This window comes from Streptococcus sp. 29887, from assembly GCF_032595075.1.
GTDB classification, from domain to species: Bacteria; Bacillota; Bacilli; order Lactobacillales; family Streptococcaceae; genus Streptococcus; species Streptococcus iners.
Genome location: NZ_CP118735.1, coordinates 1,886,441 through 1,903,033, shown reverse-complemented (window position 1 = coordinate 1,903,033; position 16,593 = coordinate 1,886,441). Strand labels below are relative to the sequence as shown.

General features: G+C 42.9%; 14 protein-coding genes and 1 pseudogene. 5 read left to right on the top strand and 10 right to left on the bottom strand.

The window, feature by feature from the left end:
* Positions 1 to 6 precede the first annotated feature (6 nt).
* The 3 genes from accD (at position 7) to PW252_RS09250 (ending at position 2,452) form a co-directional block, all read left to right on the top strand.
* Complete coding sequence (accD, locus tag PW252_RS09260; protein WP_248049815.1) at positions 7 to 873, top strand: acetyl-CoA carboxylase, carboxyltransferase subunit beta; 867 nt, start codon at positions 7 to 9, stop codon at positions 871 to 873.
* Entirely contained in the window at positions 870 to 1,643 is a 774-nt protein-coding gene (locus PW252_RS09255) for an acetyl-CoA carboxylase carboxyl transferase subunit alpha (RefSeq protein ID WP_248049813.1), read from the top strand. The genes accD and PW252_RS09255 overlap by 4 nt, the downstream gene beginning before the upstream one ends.
* A gap of 143 nt (positions 1,644 to 1,786) precedes the next feature.
* The gene (locus tag PW252_RS09250; RefSeq protein WP_248049809.1) at positions 1,787 to 2,452 is read left to right on the top strand and encodes a CPBP family intramembrane glutamic endopeptidase; all 666 of its coding nucleotides are present in this window, start codon (positions 1,787 to 1,789) and stop codon (positions 2,450 to 2,452) included.
* A 45-nt stretch (positions 2,453 to 2,497) separates the two neighbouring features.
* On the opposite strand, the gene PW252_RS09245 is transcribed toward PW252_RS09250, so the two are convergent.
* The 8 genes and pseudogenes from PW252_RS09245 to PW252_RS09210 all read right to left on the bottom strand — a co-directional run bounded on the left by PW252_RS09245 (position 2,498) and on the right by PW252_RS09210 (position 10,032).
* On the bottom strand, positions 2,498 to 2,713 hold the full coding sequence (locus tag PW252_RS09245) for a PspC domain-containing protein (RefSeq protein WP_248049806.1): 216 nt from the start codon (positions 2,711 to 2,713) through the stop codon (positions 2,498 to 2,500).
* A gap of 11 nt (positions 2,714 to 2,724) precedes the next feature.
* Entirely contained in the window at positions 2,725 to 3,999 is a 1,275-nt protein-coding gene (gene serS / locus PW252_RS09240) for a serine--tRNA ligase (RefSeq protein ID WP_248049804.1), read from the bottom strand.
* Positions 4,000 to 4,213: 214 nt separating this feature from the next.
* Positions 4,214 to 4,588: a DUF956 family protein gene (locus PW252_RS09235; protein WP_248049801.1), complete on the bottom strand. Its 375-nt coding sequence runs from the start codon at positions 4,586 to 4,588 to the stop codon at positions 4,214 to 4,216.
* A gap of 63 nt (positions 4,589 to 4,651) precedes the next feature.
* Complete coding sequence (locus PW252_RS09230) at positions 4,652 to 5,563, bottom strand: PTS system mannose/fructose/sorbose family transporter subunit IID (RefSeq protein ID WP_099868573.1); 912 nt, start codon at positions 5,561 to 5,563, stop codon at positions 4,652 to 4,654.
* Positions 5,564 to 5,584: 21 nt separating this feature from the next.
* Positions 5,585 to 6,391, bottom strand: a complete 807-nt coding sequence (locus tag PW252_RS09225) for a PTS mannose/fructose/sorbose transporter subunit IIC (RefSeq protein WP_105118523.1) — start codon at positions 6,389 to 6,391, stop codon at positions 5,585 to 5,587.
* Between the two features lie 49 nt (positions 6,392 to 6,440).
* On the bottom strand, positions 6,441 to 7,430 hold the full coding sequence (locus PW252_RS09220; protein WP_105118522.1) for a PTS sugar transporter subunit IIB: 990 nt from the start codon (positions 7,428 to 7,430) through the stop codon (positions 6,441 to 6,443).
* Between the two features lie 179 nt (positions 7,431 to 7,609).
* A pseudogene (locus PW252_RS09215) lies at positions 7,610 to 9,090 on the bottom strand (IS1182 family transposase).
* A gap of 129 nt (positions 9,091 to 9,219) precedes the next feature.
* On the bottom strand, positions 9,220 to 10,032 hold the full coding sequence (locus tag PW252_RS09210) for a Cof-type HAD-IIB family hydrolase (RefSeq protein WP_105118595.1): 813 nt from the start codon (positions 10,030 to 10,032) through the stop codon (positions 9,220 to 9,222).
* Between the two features lie 229 nt (positions 10,033 to 10,261).
* Here PW252_RS09210 and PW252_RS09205 point away from each other — a divergent pair, with 229 nt between their 5' ends.
* Positions 10,262 to 11,722, top strand: coding sequence for an NCS2 family permease (locus PW252_RS09205; protein WP_248044656.1), 1,461 nt, complete (start codon positions 10,262 to 10,264; stop codon positions 11,720 to 11,722).
* Positions 11,723 to 12,371: 649 nt separating this feature from the next.
* On the opposite strand, the gene metF is transcribed toward PW252_RS09205, so the two are convergent.
* Together metF and metE are read right to left on the bottom strand one after the other, a co-directional pair.
* Entirely contained in the window at positions 12,372 to 13,259 is an 888-nt protein-coding gene (metF, locus tag PW252_RS09200; protein WP_248051374.1) for a methylenetetrahydrofolate reductase [NAD(P)H], read from the bottom strand.
* 3 nt (positions 13,260 to 13,262) lie between these two features.
* Positions 13,263 to 15,512 carry a 5-methyltetrahydropteroyltriglutamate--homocysteine S-methyltransferase gene (gene metE / locus PW252_RS09195; protein ID WP_248051372.1) on the bottom strand — a complete coding sequence of 750 codons (2,250 nt, stop codon included), beginning with the start codon at positions 15,510 to 15,512 and terminating at the stop codon, positions 13,263 to 13,265.
* A gap of 374 nt (positions 15,513 to 15,886) precedes the next feature.
* Between metE and PW252_RS09190 the strand changes: the two genes are divergently transcribed.
* A complete protein-coding gene (locus tag PW252_RS09190; protein ID WP_248051370.1) occupies positions 15,887 to 16,576 on the top strand; it encodes a gamma-glutamyl-gamma-aminobutyrate hydrolase family protein in 690 nt (229 codons plus the stop codon).
* Positions 16,577 to 16,593 lie beyond the last annotated feature (17 nt).

The window sequence follows — 16,593 nt, the reverse complement described above, 5'->3', positions numbered from 1 at the left end:
AATGCTATGGCTTTGTTTCGCAAAAAGGACAAATATATCCGCATCAATCCCAATCGTTCGCGGATAGAGTCAGCACCTCAAGCAAAGCCAGAGGTGCCAGATGAACTCTTTTCCAAATGTCCTGCTTGTAAGGTCATCCTTTACAAGAATGATTTAGGATTAGAGAAAACCTGTCAACACTGTTCCTATAATTTTCGGATTACAGCCCAGGAACGCCTGGCTTTGACAGTCGATGACGCTTCGTTTGAGGAATTGTTTACAGGGATTGAAACAACTAATCCGTTGGACTTTCCCAATTATCTAGAGAAATTGGCAGCCACCCGTCAAAAGACAGGTTTGGACGAGGCTGTTTTGACAGGCAAGGCGACAATCGGCGGTCAACCAGTTGCCCTTGGCATCATGGATTCGCACTTTATCATGGCTTCTATGGGCACGGTGGTCGGTGAGAAAATTACCCGCCTCTTTGAGTTGGCGATTGAAGAACGTTTGCCAGTTGTCCTCTTTACCGCATCTGGTGGTGCTCGTATGCAGGAAGGCATTATGAGCCTAATGCAAATGGCCAAGATTTCTGCAGCCGTAAAACGCCATTCCAACGCTGGCCTCTTTTACCTGACGGTCTTGACAGACCCCACAACAGGAGGTGTGACAGCTAGTTTTGCCATGGAAGGCGATATTATCCTAGCTGAGCCGCAGACCTTGGTTGGTTTTGCAGGACGACGGGTTATTGAGTCAACCGTTCGAGAAAATCTGCCTGACGATTTTCAGAAGGCGGAATTTTTACAGGAACACGGCTTTGTTGACGCTATTGTCAAACGCCAGGACTTGCCAGCGACCATCAGTCGCTTGTTGAGAATGCATGGAGGTGTTAGATGACCAGTGATGTAGCACGTATGATCCGTTTGGCACGTGACCAGACTCGCCTGACCACCTTGGACTATGCCACACAACTCTTTGATGACTTTATCGAATTGCACGGCGATCGGAATTTCCGTGATGACGAAGCTGTAGTGGGTGGCATCGGCTTTCTAGCAGGTCAGCCTGTGACAGTTATCGGTATCCAAAAAGGGAAAAATCTTCAGGACAACCTCAAACGCAACTTTGGTCAGCCCCATCCAGAAGGCTACCGCAAGGCTCTTCGCCTCCTGAAACAGGCGGAAAAGTTCGGCCGTCCCGTTGTCACCTTTATCAATACTGCTGGAGCCTATCCCGGTGTCGGTGCAGAGGAGCGTGGACAGGGTGAGGCCATTGCCCGCAACCTCATGGAGATGAGTGACCTCAAGGTGCCTATTATCGCTATTATCATCGGCGAGGGCGGCTCTGGTGGAGCTCTGGCTCTAGCGGTGGCAGATCAGGTCTGGATGCTGGAAAACTCCATGTACGCCGTCCTCAGCCCCGAAGGTTTCGCCTCTATCCTCTGGAAAGACGGCAGTCGGGCCATGGAGGCGGCAGAACTCATGAAGATTACCTCCTATGAGTTGGAGAAGCTCCAAGTGGTCGATAAAGTTATTTTGGAAAATGGCAGAGCGACCAAGGAAGTCTTGGCTGACATCAAGGAAAACTTGGTCAGTCAGTTGGCTCAACTACAAGCCTTGCCACTTGATGAGCTACTCGAAAAACGCTATCAACGATTCAGAAAATACTAGGAATACCTAGTATTTTTTTAGGTTCTTATTGACAAAAAAGTTGTATTATTGTAAAATTGTTTTATACAAATAATACAAAACTCGTAAATAACCTATAATAGATAGTATGTATTCTATTGTCTGGTGTAGAAAAGGAGATTAGTTTGGGAAAATTTAGTAATGGTGTGAATTGGCTTGGTCAAAAACTTTGGATTTTACTAAGAGTTTTTGGTTTCATGGTGCTAGCTGTTCTTCCAGATGTGATATTAAATCTATCTACTTCGCAATTAGCTCAGTGGGGAGCAGCCTTGTTGTCCGTTGGCATTCTTGTCTTTATGTATTGGAGGGCTGAAAAGAATGGCATTACCATCTGGGATGGAAGTTTTTTAACTTGGAAAGGTCTTTGTTTAGTTGTCTTAACTTTCACAGTGGCTCAGCTATTTATCTACCTTGGCTATTACATTATGGAACTTCAGGGGATTGAAGAAACCAGCAATGAGCTTGAATTGACAAAGTTATTAGAAAACATTCCATTTTGGTTAGCTCTTATCAATATGGCTTGTTTGCCTGCTATTTCAGAGGAGATCATTGTCAGAGGTTATCTTTTCAAAAAGTTATTCGAAAAGTACAAGATTTTGGGGATTGTAGTATCCGGTTTGATTTTTGCTTTCCTGCATGGACCAACAGATTTGGGTTCATGGATTATTTATGCTAGCCCAGGTTTTTTACTGGCTTATCTCTACTATAAAACGGATTATCTGATTTACCCAATAGCAGTTCATTTTATCAATAATGCCTGGTCGGTAGTGGCATTTTACTATTTTCAATAAGCATAAAGAAAAGACGATTCCGAGTGGAGTCGTCTTTTGCGTGCTTTAGTTGAGTTCAGACTTGTTTGGTAAAAGTATAGCCAGAATGATATAGGCGGTTAGAAAGGGGAGGTTGGTGACAATAGCTAATATAATGACCACCAATCGAACGTTCTCTAATTTCCAACCGTAGTTTTCGTATAGATTGAAGTAATCATACAGGCCAGCGATGACGCCAGCCAGTTCACCACGACTTTTGTCTTTATACCATTTCTTATTCATCTTCCTTATTCCTAAGGCTTAATCACATCAACCCCACCCATGTATGGACGGAGAACTTCTGGAATGGTGACAGAACCGTCTTCATTTTGATAGTTTTCAAGGATTGCCGCAACCGTACGACCAACTGCTAGGCCAGAGCCGTTGAGGGTGTGGAGCAATTTGACCTTGCCGTCAGCAGCATCGCGGTAGCGGATTTGGGCGCGACGGGCTTGGAAATCTTCTGTGTTGGAACAGCTTGAGATTTCACGGTAGGCATTTTGGGCAGGAATCCAGACTTCCAAGTCGTAGGTCTTAGCAGCTGAGAAGCCCATATCGCCTGTGCAGAGAGCCAACACACGGTATGGCAAGCCTAATTTTTGAAGGATATTCTCTGCATTTGCCGTCATTTTTTCCAATTCATCATAAGACTGTTCTGGTGTGGCAAATTTGACCATTTCAACCTTGTGGAATTGGTGAAGGCGGATAAGACCACGGGTGTCACGACCAGCAGAACCAGCTTCAGAACGGAAAGATGGGCTCATGGCTGTGAAGTAGATTGGCAGGTCTTTTTCTTCCAAAATCTCGTTGCGGTAGTAGTTGGTCAACGGCACTTCCGCAGTTGGGATGAGGACGAAGTTGGTATCTGCCAACTCAAAAGTATCTTCCTTGAATTTAGGATATTGACCAGTACCGAACATAGAGTCATGGTTGACCATGTAAGGTGTAATGATTTCTTGGTAGCCTTCTGCGATATGCTCGTCCAACATGAAGTTGTAGAGGGCACGCTCCAAGCGGGCACCCAAGTTTTTGTAGAAGAGGAAGCGGGCTCCGGTTACTTTTGCCCCACGTTCCCAGTCCAAAATATCCAGGTCTTCGCCCAAGTCCCAGTGAGCTTTTGGCTCGAAGCTAAATTCCCGAGGAGTGCCCCAGCGGCGAACTTCCACATTTTCTTCTTCATCCGCACCAACAGGAACTGAGTCATGTGGCGTATTCGGAAGAACTGCAAGGATGGCATTTAATTTTTCGTCAATTTCCAAGAGTTCAGCATCCAAGTTTTTTACGTCCGCAGACAATTTCTGCATAGCCGCAATCTTGTCATCAGCATTTTCCTTGTTGCGTTTTGCTTGAGCAATCTCGGCAGAAACGGTGTTGCGCTCTGCTTTTAATTCTTCTACAGTAACCAAGATTTCACGGCGTTTTGCATCCAAGTCCTTGATGTCTGCCAAGGTTTCGGCAGCCACACCACGAGTAGCTAATTTGGCAGCTACTCCGTCAAAATCTGTACGAATACGTTTGATATCTAGCATAGATGTCTCCTTTTGAATAAAAAACACAGAATGAGAGATGCTGGAGCGATATTTACCGCGGTTCCATCCAGCTTCACATTCTGTGCACTTTAAGTATGTCATTTTTAGCCAACGGTAGAATTTCATATCCCTTGTTTATCTGCTCACAGCGACCGCAGACTTTCTGAAAAACGCCTGATACTACTTATCCGTTTGTCTTATTATACTTGATTTTTTATTTTTTTGCAAATAGATTTGAGATTTTCTGTCCTAGAATTTGCATAAGAGTTGGTAATTTCACAACTTTTTCATTGCCGATATGCTCACGGGCAATTTTTAGGATTTTACCAGAATCTTTAGAAGCAAACAGGAATTTGCCACTATCAGTATAGATTTCGAAGTGGCGACTGATTTTTTTGTTGGAAACATTGGCACCGATTTGAACGATAGATGTCCAAGGAATTTGAACGTAATTTTCAACGTTGTTATCAGCATAAAATTCCAGAGCTTGATCACCTAGCAGGAACTTGCCCACCGTTCCACCTGCAAGACTGAGATAGGAAACGCCTGTTGTGGATAGTTCGACGTGTTTGTTTAATGATTGTGCCATAGTTACCTCATTTCTTGTTTTATTATACCATAAAACCCCGCATGAGCGGGGTTTCTTAATGGATTACATAATTCCAAATAGGCGAGCTACGATACCGAATGCGAACAAACCAACGATGATAGTGATTGGAGAAACTTTTTTCTTCAACAACCACATACATAGGAAGGTAAGAAGCAAGTGCATGAAGCCTGGGATAAGACCGTCCAAGTTTTGTTGGAAAGTAGTAACTTTAGTTGGAGTTTGTGACAAACCTTGACCAACCAATTCAAAGGCTTTTTGGATACCTTCGTAGCCTTCTGGCAATTTATCCCACTCGATGTAAGCACCTTCTGAGAGTGGAACTTCAGAAACCGTGAAGTTGAAGCCGATAGATACCCAACGTTGAGCAAGTACGGCAAGGATGAACATACCGAGGATAGAAGCCCCTTTAGTGATGTCTTGGAGGATACCACCTGACATATCTTTAGTGATTTCTTTACCTGATTTGTAACCAAACTCTTGAGTGTACCATAGGAAGCTCATACGGATAGCGTTCCAAAGACCGAAGAAGAGGATTGGGCCAAGGATGTTACCTGACACAGCAAGTGAAGCACCTAGGGCACCAAGGATAGGACGTACTGTAAACCAGAATACTGGGTCACCGATACCAGCGAGAGGTCCCATCATACCGATTTTCACACCTTGGATAGCAGCGTCATCGATGTCAGCACCGTTTGCACGCTCTTCTTCAAGGGCAAGTGTTACACCGACGATAGGTGCAGCAACGTATGGGTGTGTGTTAAAGAATTCCATGTGGCGTTTAAGAGCCGCAATTTGATCTTCTTTCTTAGTGTAAAGTTTTTTGATGGCTGGAACCATTGTGTAAGCCCAACCCAAGTTTTGCATACGCTCAAAGTTCCATGATGCTTGAAGGAAGGTTGAACGCCAGCAAATCGCTTTACGATCTTTTACTGAAAGTTGAATTTTTTCTGTCATGATTGTGTTCTTCCTTTCTTCTTAGTAGTCTTCTAGGATGTCGCCGATTGGATCGTTAGAACCAGCTCCGCCACCGTTTCCACCTTTTTTAGAAAGGTTAAGGTAGATAAAGGCAAGAGATACACCGATAGCACCAAGTGCGATAAGTGTCAACTGGCTAACAGCAGCAAGAGCGAAACCGATAGCGAAGAATGGCCATACTTCACGAGTAGCCATCATGTTGATAACCATAGCGAAACCTACGGCAACAACCATACCACCACCGACGTTCATACCACCTGACAACCAAGCTGGCATAGATTCAAGAGCAGCTTGAACAGCCTCAGTTGGGATAGCAAGAAGAAGGGCAGCAGGAACAGCAATACGAAGACCTTGAAGTGAAAGAGCGATCAAGTGGTAGCGCTCAAGTGCACCAAAATCACCGCGTTCTGCAGCAGCGTCAGCACCGTGTACAAGGGCAACAGATGCAGTACGCACAAGCATTGTAAGGAAAAGACCTGCAACAGCAAGAGGGATAGCAAGACCTTGAGCAACTGAGATAGCAGTTGCTGAGAAGTCACCACCCTTAATCAAGATGATAGCGGCAGCAACAGAAGCAAGGGCAGCGTCTGGTGCAATCGCAGCACCGATGTTTGACCAGCCAAGAGCAACAAGTTGGAGAGTTCCTCCAAGCATAACACCAGCTGTTAGGTTACCGGTAACAAGACCGATGAGGGTACATGCAACGATTGGTTGATGGAATTGGAATTGGTCAAGGACACCTTCCATACCTGCAAGAAAGGCCACAAAAACGACCAAAATTGCAGAAATAATTGAAATATCTGACATATTTATAATCCTTTCATATTTCTGATAATCACACAGTGTTAATCAGTTATTATTTAACATCTGCCTTGTTAATCAAGTCAAACAAATCTTTTGGTGAATCGTTTGGAACTTTACGGACATCGAATTTGACACCAAGTTCACGCAAGCGTTCAAAGGTTGCAACATCGTCCTTATCCATAGAAAGAACAGTGTTCACCATTGTTTTACCTGTTGAGTGAGCCATAGAACCAACGTTCAATTCCTTGATTTCTACGCCACCTTCGATTGCTTCAAGAGCTTCTTGAGGTGTTTCAAAGAGAATCAAAGCGTGTGTGTTACCGAAGCGAGGATCTTTAGAAACCTCAATCAGTTTCTTGATAGGAACAACGTTTGCTTTAACGTTTCCTGGAGCCGCTTGCTTGATCAATTGCTTACGAAGGTCGTCTTGTGCAACTGTATCTGAAGCGACGATGATACGGTCAGCCTTAGAAGCTGGAGTCCAAGCAGTAGCGACCTGACCATGCAAGAGACGAGTATCGATACGAGCTAAGTTGATTTTCAACTTACCATCACCGATAACAGTTCCTGGTGGGATTGCTCCTTTAGGTGCTTGAGCAGCACTTGCAGCTGGAGCAGCCTCAGCTGGTTGAAGTTCTTCTGGAAGAACCTTGATACCATCTTTGGCTTCCTTGATAATGTTTGCGGCAACCTTTTCAACTCCTGCAGATGCATCCATTAGACGCTCTGTGTAGGCTTGAATTAGCATTGGCAAGTTAAGTCCAGTGATGATGGCAAATTTACGGTCTGGACGTTCGCCAGCAACGCGACTTGCTTGGTTAAATGGAGAACCACTCCAAAGGTCCGCCAATACCAACACTTCATCATCAGCATCGAATGAGTCAACAGCTGCATTGAGCTTAGCATATAAATCATCTGGTCCTTCACTTGGCATAAAAGTTACAACTTGAACTTTTTCTTGTTCGCCAAAAATCATTTGACCAGACTGATGAATGCCAGCTGCAAATTCACCATGACTTGCAATAATGATTCCAATACTCATTATTGTTCCCCCTAAATTTTTTCTAGTTCCTTTGAAATGTAAAACTAATGAATGGGCTTACATTTCCTTGAACTTGTATATTATAAAACGTTTTCATGTAATTTGTCAAGCAAATTTGTGTTAAAAACAGAAAAAATTTCCGAATTTTTTACATACTCTTTTCAGAAATCTGTTGCTGGCTATGCAAAACAAAAGAAAAAAACTGCAGACGCAGTTCCAGAATGAAGACAAACATCTCGCTTGATGTTTGTCTTTTTCTGTTTATTGGTCTGATAGTCCGTCTTTTTGCCAGAATAGTGGCTATTTGGACAAAATAAAAAGGCTTCCCTGCCCTCATTTTTACCAATTTCTTGAGATTTAAACACGCCAAAGTCAGTCCAACCTTATCCTCCATTTTGGACTTGCCTTTCTCTCTTGTGTAACGAAGATTGTGGTACTCTTTGGCTGTCCCAAAGAGGCGTTCAATGGTTTCTTTCCGCTTCTGGTAGAGCTCCTTCATACCTTTCCTGTGCCGAATCTCTTCACAGCTTTCTAAAGCCTCTTTCCAAATGTGTCGAGTTACCACTTTCTGCTTGTTCTTGCTTTCTGTACAAATTGATAGAAGTGGACAAGTAGCACAGATAGCTGAGTCACTCTTATATTCCCGATAACCTTCTCTGGTTGTAGTGCGATAGGTTAAGACCTGATTCTCAGGACAGATATAACAGTCATAGTATTCATCATAGACAAAATCCTTCGAGCGTAGTTTCCCTTTCTTTCCTTTCGGTCGTGTATACGGAAAGACTGGAGTAATCTCTTGTTCTAGGAGGAAGCGAGCGATACTTGGGGTCTTATAGCCAGAATCGGCAACGAGAAAGCTAGGCTGAAAGGGTTGGAGTTTAGCGAAGAGTACAGGAAAGGCCTGGCTGTCATGGACATTGCCAGCCTCCACGCTATAAGCCAGAGCCCAACCATGCTTGTCACAAGCAACCTGAGCTGTATAAGCAAATACTTCCTTATGGTCCCCTTTATGAAACCAGCCACTTTCAGGGTCAGTTGTAGAAATTTTCTTAGCGATGGGTCCCTCCTCTTTTGCGGGCCCTAGCGGCTTTTTTGCATGCTTTTCTCTATCCCTGTTAATTTCAATCTCTAGCTGGTCACTCATAAACTTGGCTTGCTTTTCAATTTCACGATTGATGAATTTACGATTATTCGCCGCAGCCTTGATATGGGTACCGTCAATGAAAATTTCTGTTGGATCTATGAAGCCTGCATTGACGCAGAGACCTAAGATATGGGTGAAAATGCCTTCAATAACTTGTCTATCTTGAAAACGACGGACATAGTTCTTTCCGTAGGTAGTGAAATGAGGCACCTTATCATCCAGTCGAAGACCAAGAAACCAACGGTAGGCAGTATTGACTTCGATTTCCTTAATGGTTTGACGCATGGAACGAATGCCGAAGAGACACTGAAGGATTGGAATTTTAATGAGCAGAATAGGGTCAAGACTAGGACGCCCTGTATCATCGCTATAGCTATCTGCGACTAAGTCATAGATAAAGGAGAAGTCAATAGCTTCCTCTATTTGACGAAGGAGATGATCTTGAGGAACAAGGTCATCTAAACTGTAGAAACCAAATTGACCGCGATTGTAGTCTGGATTTTCTTTGTGTAACATAGCGATTCTCCCTCTGCTTATTAGCTAGTATTCCTATCTCTATTATACTACTTTACATATGAAAAAGCCGTTAGAAATATAATTCTAACGACTTTGTCTTCATTCTGAAACTGCAGACGCAGTTCGTTCTTATAGAAATAATTTTTCTAGTTCTTTGGCAACCCCATCTTCAACATTTGTAAATTCAGTCAAGCGGTCTGCGTGAGGACGAAGGGTATCACTACAGTTTTTCATAGCATAGCTAATGCCAGCCAGTTCCAGCATTTCGACATCATTGTGCTCATCTCCGAAAGCGACTAGATCGCTCGGACTGGCTTGGAAGAGGTTTAAGACATAGCTAAGGGCGGTAGCTTTATTAACTCCTTTAGCACAAGTTTCTAGAATATTTAAGGGACCTCCCCAAGTATTGATTTCCAGTTCATCATTGAAGTAGGCCTTCATTTCCTTGGCAAGCTGATACTTATCTGTAGCCCGTGTTTGCATGAGGATAGAGTGGGGGTCGCTGGTAATCAGCTCAGGTTTAATGAGTGTGTCTGGTGTAATTTGCTCAACTCCCATGAGGGAAGGGTCGATTTTATCTAAATGTTTTTGCGTAATGAAGAATTTATTTTTGTATTCTCCTGCGATAAAGTCTGCTTCAAACCGCTCCTCTTCTTTCAAGAAATCGAGTAGGTATTTTTTATCAATAAGAATATTCTTTTCCCATGCCCATTTTTTTCCTGGGAGATGGATGAGGGAACCATTGAAGTTAATCATGGGCGTATCTAGCTCTAATTGGTTGTAAAATTGCTCTGCCATACGATAGGGACGACCTGTGGCAATCAAAACGGTATGTCCAGCCTCTTTCACCTTTTTAATAGTAGAAACTGTGTAGTCACTTAGTTGACTATCTTGATTTAGTAAGGTACCATCTAGGTCAATGGAAATAATTTTTTTCTTCATACTTGTCTTATCCTTTTTGAAACTAATAAGTTCCAGTATAGCAAAATGCCTGTAGAAAAGCAAAAAGCTAATCGTTTTTAGGATGCGAAGTAAAACCAAGAGGAAACATTCGTGAAAAACGAACATTATTTTAGAAAATAACGTTTTCATACACGAATTACTTGAAGTATAAAAGTGATTTGTATATAATAGCTATATCGTTCGTAAATAAAAGGAGAATAATTGAAAAATGGAACAGTTTTTTAAACTAAAAGAACATGGAACGACCGTTTCTACTGAAATTATGGCTGGTCTTACGACTTTCTTCGCCATGAGCTATATTTTGTTTGTTAACCCAAGCATCCTCAGTGTTGCTGGTATGCCAACTCAGGCAGTATTCTTGGCAACCATCATTGCCAGCGCGGTTTCAACGCTTGTTATGGGGCTCTTCGCCAATGTTCCTTATGCCTTGGCACCAGGGATGGGCTTGAACGCTTTCTTTACCTATACAGTTGTTATCGGTCTTGGTTTTACTTGGCAAGAAGCTTTGGCTATGGTTTTCCTCTGTGGTTTATTCAATATCTTTATTACAGTTACTAAGGTCCGTAAGAGCATCATTAAGGCTATTCCGATTAGCTTGCAACACGCAATCGGTGGCGGTATCGGTGTATTCGTTGCCTACCTTGGTTTCAAGAACTCTAACTTGATTACCTTCTTAACTTCTGGTTCAGATATTATTACTGTTAACGGAGTTGCTCCTGCAGATGCTACAGCGGAAACTTTCGCAAATGGGGTCTTCTCAGTTTTTGCTGGTGGTGGTGTCGTGCCTAGTATTTCAACCTTTACTGATCCAAGTGTTCTCTTGACTGTTTTCGGTCTTCTCTTGACAGCTGTCTTGGTTATTAAAAATGTTCGTGGTGCGATTTTGATTGGTATCCTTGCGACAACCTTGGCAGGTATTCCAGCAGGTGTTGTAGACCTTTCTACAATTGACTTGGCTAATAACAATATTGGAACTGCCTTTGCAGAATTGGGTACAACTTTCCTAGCAGCCTTCGGTGGTTTGTCTTCTCTCTTTGCTGATTCAAGCCGTCTTCCACTTGTTTTGATGACTATCTTTGCCTTCAGCTTGTCAGATACCTTTGATACACTCGGTACCTTTATCGGTACTGGTCGTAAGACAGGTATCTTCTCAGAAGAAGATGAGAAAGCTCTTGAAAATGGTACTGGATTTAACTCTAAGATGGATAGAGCGCTCTTTGCAGATGCTATCGGTACATCAATCGGTGCTCTCTTTGGTACGTCAAATACGACAACATATGTTGAATCTGCTGCAGGTATCTCAGCGGGTGGTCGTACTGGTTTGACAGCTGTTACGACAGCAGTTCTATTCTTGCTTTCAATCCTTATCTTGCCATTTATCGGCATTGTCCCAGCAGCTGCAACAGCTCCAGCCTTGATTATCGTCGGAGTTATGATGGTTTCATCATTCCTTGATGTTGATTGGAGCCACTTTGAAGATGCGCTTCCAGCCTTCTTTGCAGCCTTCTTCATGGCACTTTGCTTCTCTATCTCATACGGTATTGCAGCAGCCTTCATCTTCTATTGCTTGGTAAAAATTTCAACTGGTAAAACAAAAGAAATTCACCCAATCCTTTGGGGAGCAACTGCCCTCTTCATTCTTAACTTTATCATTCTTGCCTTCTTGTAAGAAGATAAACTGCTAACATTTATATATCTGAGCTGACTGCGTTAAGTGGTCAGCTTTTGTATTTGTGAGGTGTTGTTAGAGAAGAAGTAGTCATTTCGGTTAGTGAAGGCTTCCAGTTACTGTTCTCGATTAGGTAGACTTTAGTACAAGTTATCGCTATTTAGTTTTCTATTTATTGCTATGATACTTCTTGTATTCTATCACCTGTCAATATCAGATTGGAGTTTGCAACTTTGTTTCTATAACTCTAATCTCTTAACCTTGTTTGCGAGTTTTGGGCTCGGGTAAATCAATCCTTGGACACTTTATTCTACCGAATTTTGAACTTGCCTTGTTGTACTCTGTCAAATAGAGGCTGTTCAAGACATCTAGTGGGCTGTTTCAAGTTCACCTATAAATGTGAAAGAATTGGTTTATGTCAGCGGATTTTGATAAAGAGGGCCTCAAAAACATTATCTATATTTTGGGGAGTGAGAAGGGTTTAGGAAGTGTTGACAAATTTTTCTTCCTGATACTGCTAGGAATGCCATTTGTCCTGTCTATTTTATTCGAATGCCTATCACTTATCTCAATCATATTTGGGTTTCTTGCCATCGAAAAAAGACTTGGAAGGTGTCTTCTAAAACACTTTTCAAGTCTTTTTGGTGTTCTATCTACCAGTTACGCTTGATAAATTTCCTTGGTAGTGGTTAAAGAGAGAGTGTGTAGCCTTGTGGACATAACGGGCAGTTTCCGCGTTGTTCATGGTGTAGAGGTGGATACCAGCTACATCGTTGGTCACTAGGTCGACAATCTGATCAACTGCGTAAGCCAAGCCTGCTGCACGAAGTGACTCAGGATTGTGCTCATATTTTTCTAAGATAGCTTTGAACTTGCGTGGCAAGCGAATGTTTTCGCAGGTTTTCAAGAGACGAAGTGCCTGATTCCTGTTGATGATAGGCATAATACCTGCGATAATCGGCACTTCGATGTCCGCTAGCGAACATTTCTCTTGAAACTCATAGAAGGCTTCGTTATCAAAGAAGAGCTGGGTTACCAAGCTTGAGCAACCTGCATCAACCTTCTTTTTCAAATTTTTGATGTCAGTTACAGAGTTTCGGGACTCAGGGTGTACTTCTGGATAACAAGCTCCAATGATATCAAAGTGGGGAGCCTCATGTTTGATGAAGGAAACGAGATCCGTTGCATATTGGAAGCCCTCTTTGGGTGGAAGTCCATCGATAATATCTCCACGCAGAGCTAAAATCTGATGCACTCCGACCTCATCAAGTGATTGAAGGACAGATTTGACCTTTTCTTTAGTCAAATAGGCTGCTGGTAGGTGGGCAATGGTTGGAATGCCTAACTCGTTGCGGACATGGTTGACCAGGCGAACAGTGGTTTCTTCAATATTGAGGTTGTTATTACTACAGGTAACACTGATAAAATGAGGGGCCAAACCCTGCATCTGATCAAGGGTTTGGATAATCTTTTCATTGCCTACTTCTGGTTTTGGAGGGAAAATTTCAAATGATAGACTTGGGGTTTGACCGATCATAAATTAGAGTTCCTTTCTGGCTGCCTTAGCTGCTTGGGTCAAGTGGATAAGGCTAGCTTTTGTTTCTGATTCGCCACGCGTTTTAAGACCGCAGTCTGGGTTAATCCAAACTTTTTCTTTCGGTACTTTTGCAAGGATGGCTTGGATAGTGTGTGCAATTTCATCAACTGCAGGGACACGTGGAGAGTGGATGTCATAGACACCAGGACCTACCTGAGTTTGGAAGTTCTTAGCCTTGAGTTCATCGAGGATGACTAGATTTGAACGGCTAGCTTCAAAGGAGATAACATCCGCATCCATGTTGTCGATAGCAGGAATGATGTCTGTAAATTCGCTATAGCACATGTGGGTGTGGATTTGTGTGTCTGGAGCAACAGTTGAGTGAACCAAACGGAAGGCTGGAATTGCCCAGTCAAGATACTCGCTGTACCAGTCGCTACGGCGGAGTGGCAATTTTTCACGAAGTGCTGCTTCGTCGATTTGGATAATCTTGATCCCAGCTGCTTCAAGGTCGAGAACTTCTTCCTTGATAGCAAGGGCAATTTGAAGAGTTGATTCTTTGATAGAGATATCTTCACGTGGGAATGACCAGTTGAGGATGGTTACAGGACCTGTCAACATACCTTTGACTGGTTTGTTGGTACGGCTTTGTGCGTAGCTTGACCATTTGACAGTAATTGGGTTCAAGCGTGTGACATCGCCCCAGATGATTGGTGGTTTAACCCCACGCATACCGTAGGATTGTACCCAACCGTTTTTACTGAAGAGGTAGCCAGACAAGTTTTCACCGAAGTATTCTACCATGTCGTTGCGTTCGAATTCACCGTGTACAAGCACGTCGAAATCAACTTCTTCCTGCCAAGCAATCCATTCATCTGTTTGCGCTTTGACAAATGTATCGTACTCTTCTTCTGAGATGTTTCCTTTGCGGAAAGCTAAACGTGTGCTACGAACGTCCTTGGTTTGAGGGAAGGATCCGATAGTAGTTGTTGGAAGAAGTGGTAGGTTCAATTTTTCGCGTTGAATAGCTTCGCGTTCTGCAAAGACAGGCAGGCGAGTGTAGTCTGCGTCTGTCAATCCTGCCAGGCGATCAGCAAGTGCTGCATCACGACCGACACGTTCAAGGGCAAAGAGTTCCTTATTGGCAGTGAGAGCTGCATCTCCTTGACCATTTCGGATAGCATCTAAGTCGCGCAATTCGCTCAATTTTTCAACTGCAAAAGCGAAGTGGTTGAGGATAGCTGGTTCAAAGACTTCATTGGCTGTTGTAAATGGTACATGAAGTAGAGAGCAAGAAGTTGTCAAGACAAGATTTTCAGCAGGGATGGCATCGAGTACAGCCAGGCTCTTTTCATAATTGTTGCGCCAGATGTTCTTACCGTTGACGATACCTGCATAGAGAGTTTTATCAGCTGGGAAACCTGTCGCAACCAGTGCAGCCGTTTCCTTACCTTCTACAAAATCAAGACCGATGGCATCGACTGGTAGGTTGGTCAATTCTGTGTAAATATCACGAACATCACCGAAGTAGGTTTGGATGAGGACTTGCAAGCCTTTTTTATCTGCCAAGAGTGTTTGGTAGATGTTGAGGAAAAGGGCTTTTTCTTCTGCAGTTAAGTCCTTGACCAAGCTAGGCTCGTCTAACTGGATTTTTTCCGCACCGAGTTCTGCCAATTTTTCAAAGACTTGTCCGTAGGCTGCAACTAAGCTGTCAGCGAAATCAGTAGCTGTCGCCCCTTCTTCGAAATCTGTCAATTGCAAGAGAGTGAAGGGACCGATCAAAACTGGGCGAGTAGTGATACCTAAGTCTTTTGCTTCTTGGAACTCATCGAAAATCTTATGACCAGCTAGTTTAATCTCAGTGTCTTTTTCAATAGCTGGAACGATATAGTGGTAGTTGGTGTTGAACCATTTTTTCATGGGTCTAGCACGAACGTCACCTTTTTCACCTTGATAGCCACGCGCAAGGGCAAAGTATTTTTCAAGGTCTGTCAATTCAAGCTCCTGAACTGCTTTTGGTACGATGTTGAAGAGTACTGCTGCATCCAAGACATTGTCATAGTGAGAGAAGTCGTTGCTTGGGATTTCAGTAATACCTGCTTCTTTGACAATAGTCCAGTGCTTGGCACGCAAGTCTTTAGCTGCGGTCAAAAGTTCTTCCTGTGGAATTTCGTTTCTAAAGTATTTTTCAGTGATAAATTTTAATTCGCGGTTTTCGCCGATACGTGGGAAGCCGATAATAGTTGTTGTCATGGGATTTCCTCCAAAAATATTTCTATGCTTTTATCCTAACAGAAAAAATCCCACTTGTATAATTGGAAAAAATTAGGGTATGTTATAAGTTTTGGCTATAACAAGTTGGAACGAGATGGGTTTAGACACTCTTTCTTCTATATAAAAGCCTGAAATACGGCTATTTATTCCTATCGTATTTTTGGGTCTTGGAACTGGTATAGTTTTTTCTTATGTGGGAGATAGGTTTTATCTATGAGATGGTAGAGAGGAATTGAAATCATGATTTATATGTATCCTTGATAAATATTTTTTAATCGGTCTATAAAACTTCTATATTAGACAGACTTGGCTGGTCGTGTTACAATGTAGAAAATCACAGAAAGGAGTTTTTTATGGGAAAGGTGATTATTGGTATTTCAGGCAATGAGCAAGAATTTCCAACAAAATCTGGTCGCGTTTATGTAACGGTAGCGCGTGAATTGGCAGATAGTGTCCGTCAGGCTGGTGGTGTGCCACTGGTTATTCCCATGGGAACTCCGGACTTAGCCAAGGATTATATCAATATGATTGACAAGTTGATTTTATCCGGTGGTCAGCATGTGGATCCAAGTCTGTATGGTCAAAAACGTTTGATAGATAGTGAGGATTACCTCTTGGAGCGGGATGAGTTTGAATTGGCCTTGATTAAAGAAGCGATTCGGCAAGGAAAACCAATTTTTGCAGTCTGCCGTGGGATGCAGTTGCTCAATGTCGCTTTAGGTGGAAGTTTGGAACAGGAAGTGGCTGACCATTGGCAAGAGGATATAGAAGGAACTTCGCATCGTTTGCAGGTTAAACCTAAAAGTCGTGTCAGTCAATTGTTCGCACAGGGCAGTCAAATCAATTCCTTTCATCATCAACGGATCAAGGATTTGGCGCCAGGCTTAGTGGCAACTGGACTAGATCCACGAGATGGGACCATTGAGGTCTATGAAAGCAAGGGCAAACAGGCCTTGTTTGGTATTCAATGGCACCCAGAGTTTTTATACAAGGATTGCAAGCAGCACAGAGATTTGTTTCAGTATTTGGTGGATGTGTTTTAAGAGGGAAATGACTTCCC

Excerpts from the sequence above, each read along its gene's own strand:
- PW252_RS09255 (WP_248049813.1), top strand. The coding sequence starts at position 870 with ATGACCAGTGATGTAGCACGTATGATCCGTTTGGCACGTGACCAGACT.
- PW252_RS09245 (WP_248049806.1), bottom strand. The coding sequence starts at position 2,713 with ATGAATAAGAAATGGTATAAAGACAAAAGTCGTGGTGAACTGGCTGGC.
- PW252_RS09230 (WP_099868573.1), bottom strand. The coding sequence starts at position 5,563 with ATGACAGAAAAAATTCAACTTTCAGTAAAAGATCGTAAAGCGATTTGC.
- PW252_RS09210 (WP_105118595.1), bottom strand. The coding sequence starts at position 10,032 with ATGAAGAAAAAAATTATTTCCATTGACCTAGATGGTACCTTACTAAAT.
- PW252_RS09190 (WP_248051370.1), top strand. The coding sequence starts at position 15,887 with ATGGGAAAGGTGATTATTGGTATTTCAGGCAATGAGCAAGAATTTCCA.
- PW252_RS09225 (WP_105118523.1), bottom strand. The coding sequence starts at position 6,391 with ATGTCAGATATTTCAATTATTTCTGCAATTTTGGTCGTTTTTGTGGCC.
- accD (WP_248049815.1), top strand. The coding sequence starts at position 7 with ATGGCTTTGTTTCGCAAAAAGGACAAATATATCCGCATCAATCCCAAT.
- PW252_RS09205 (WP_248044656.1), top strand. The coding sequence starts at position 10,262 with ATGGAACAGTTTTTTAAACTAAAAGAACATGGAACGACCGTTTCTACT.
- metF (WP_248051374.1), bottom strand. The coding sequence starts at position 13,259 with ATGATCGGTCAAACCCCAAGTCTATCATTTGAAATTTTCCCTCCAAAA.
- PW252_RS09220 (WP_105118522.1), bottom strand. The coding sequence starts at position 7,430 with ATGAGTATTGGAATCATTATTGCAAGTCATGGTGAATTTGCAGCTGGC.
- metE (WP_248051372.1), bottom strand. The coding sequence starts at position 15,512 with ATGACAACAACTATTATCGGCTTCCCACGTATCGGCGAAAACCGCGAA.
- PW252_RS09235 (WP_248049801.1), bottom strand. The coding sequence starts at position 4,588 with ATGGCACAATCATTAAACAAACACGTCGAACTATCCACAACAGGCGTT.
- serS (WP_248049804.1), bottom strand. The coding sequence starts at position 3,999 with ATGCTAGATATCAAACGTATTCGTACAGATTTTGACGGAGTAGCTGCC.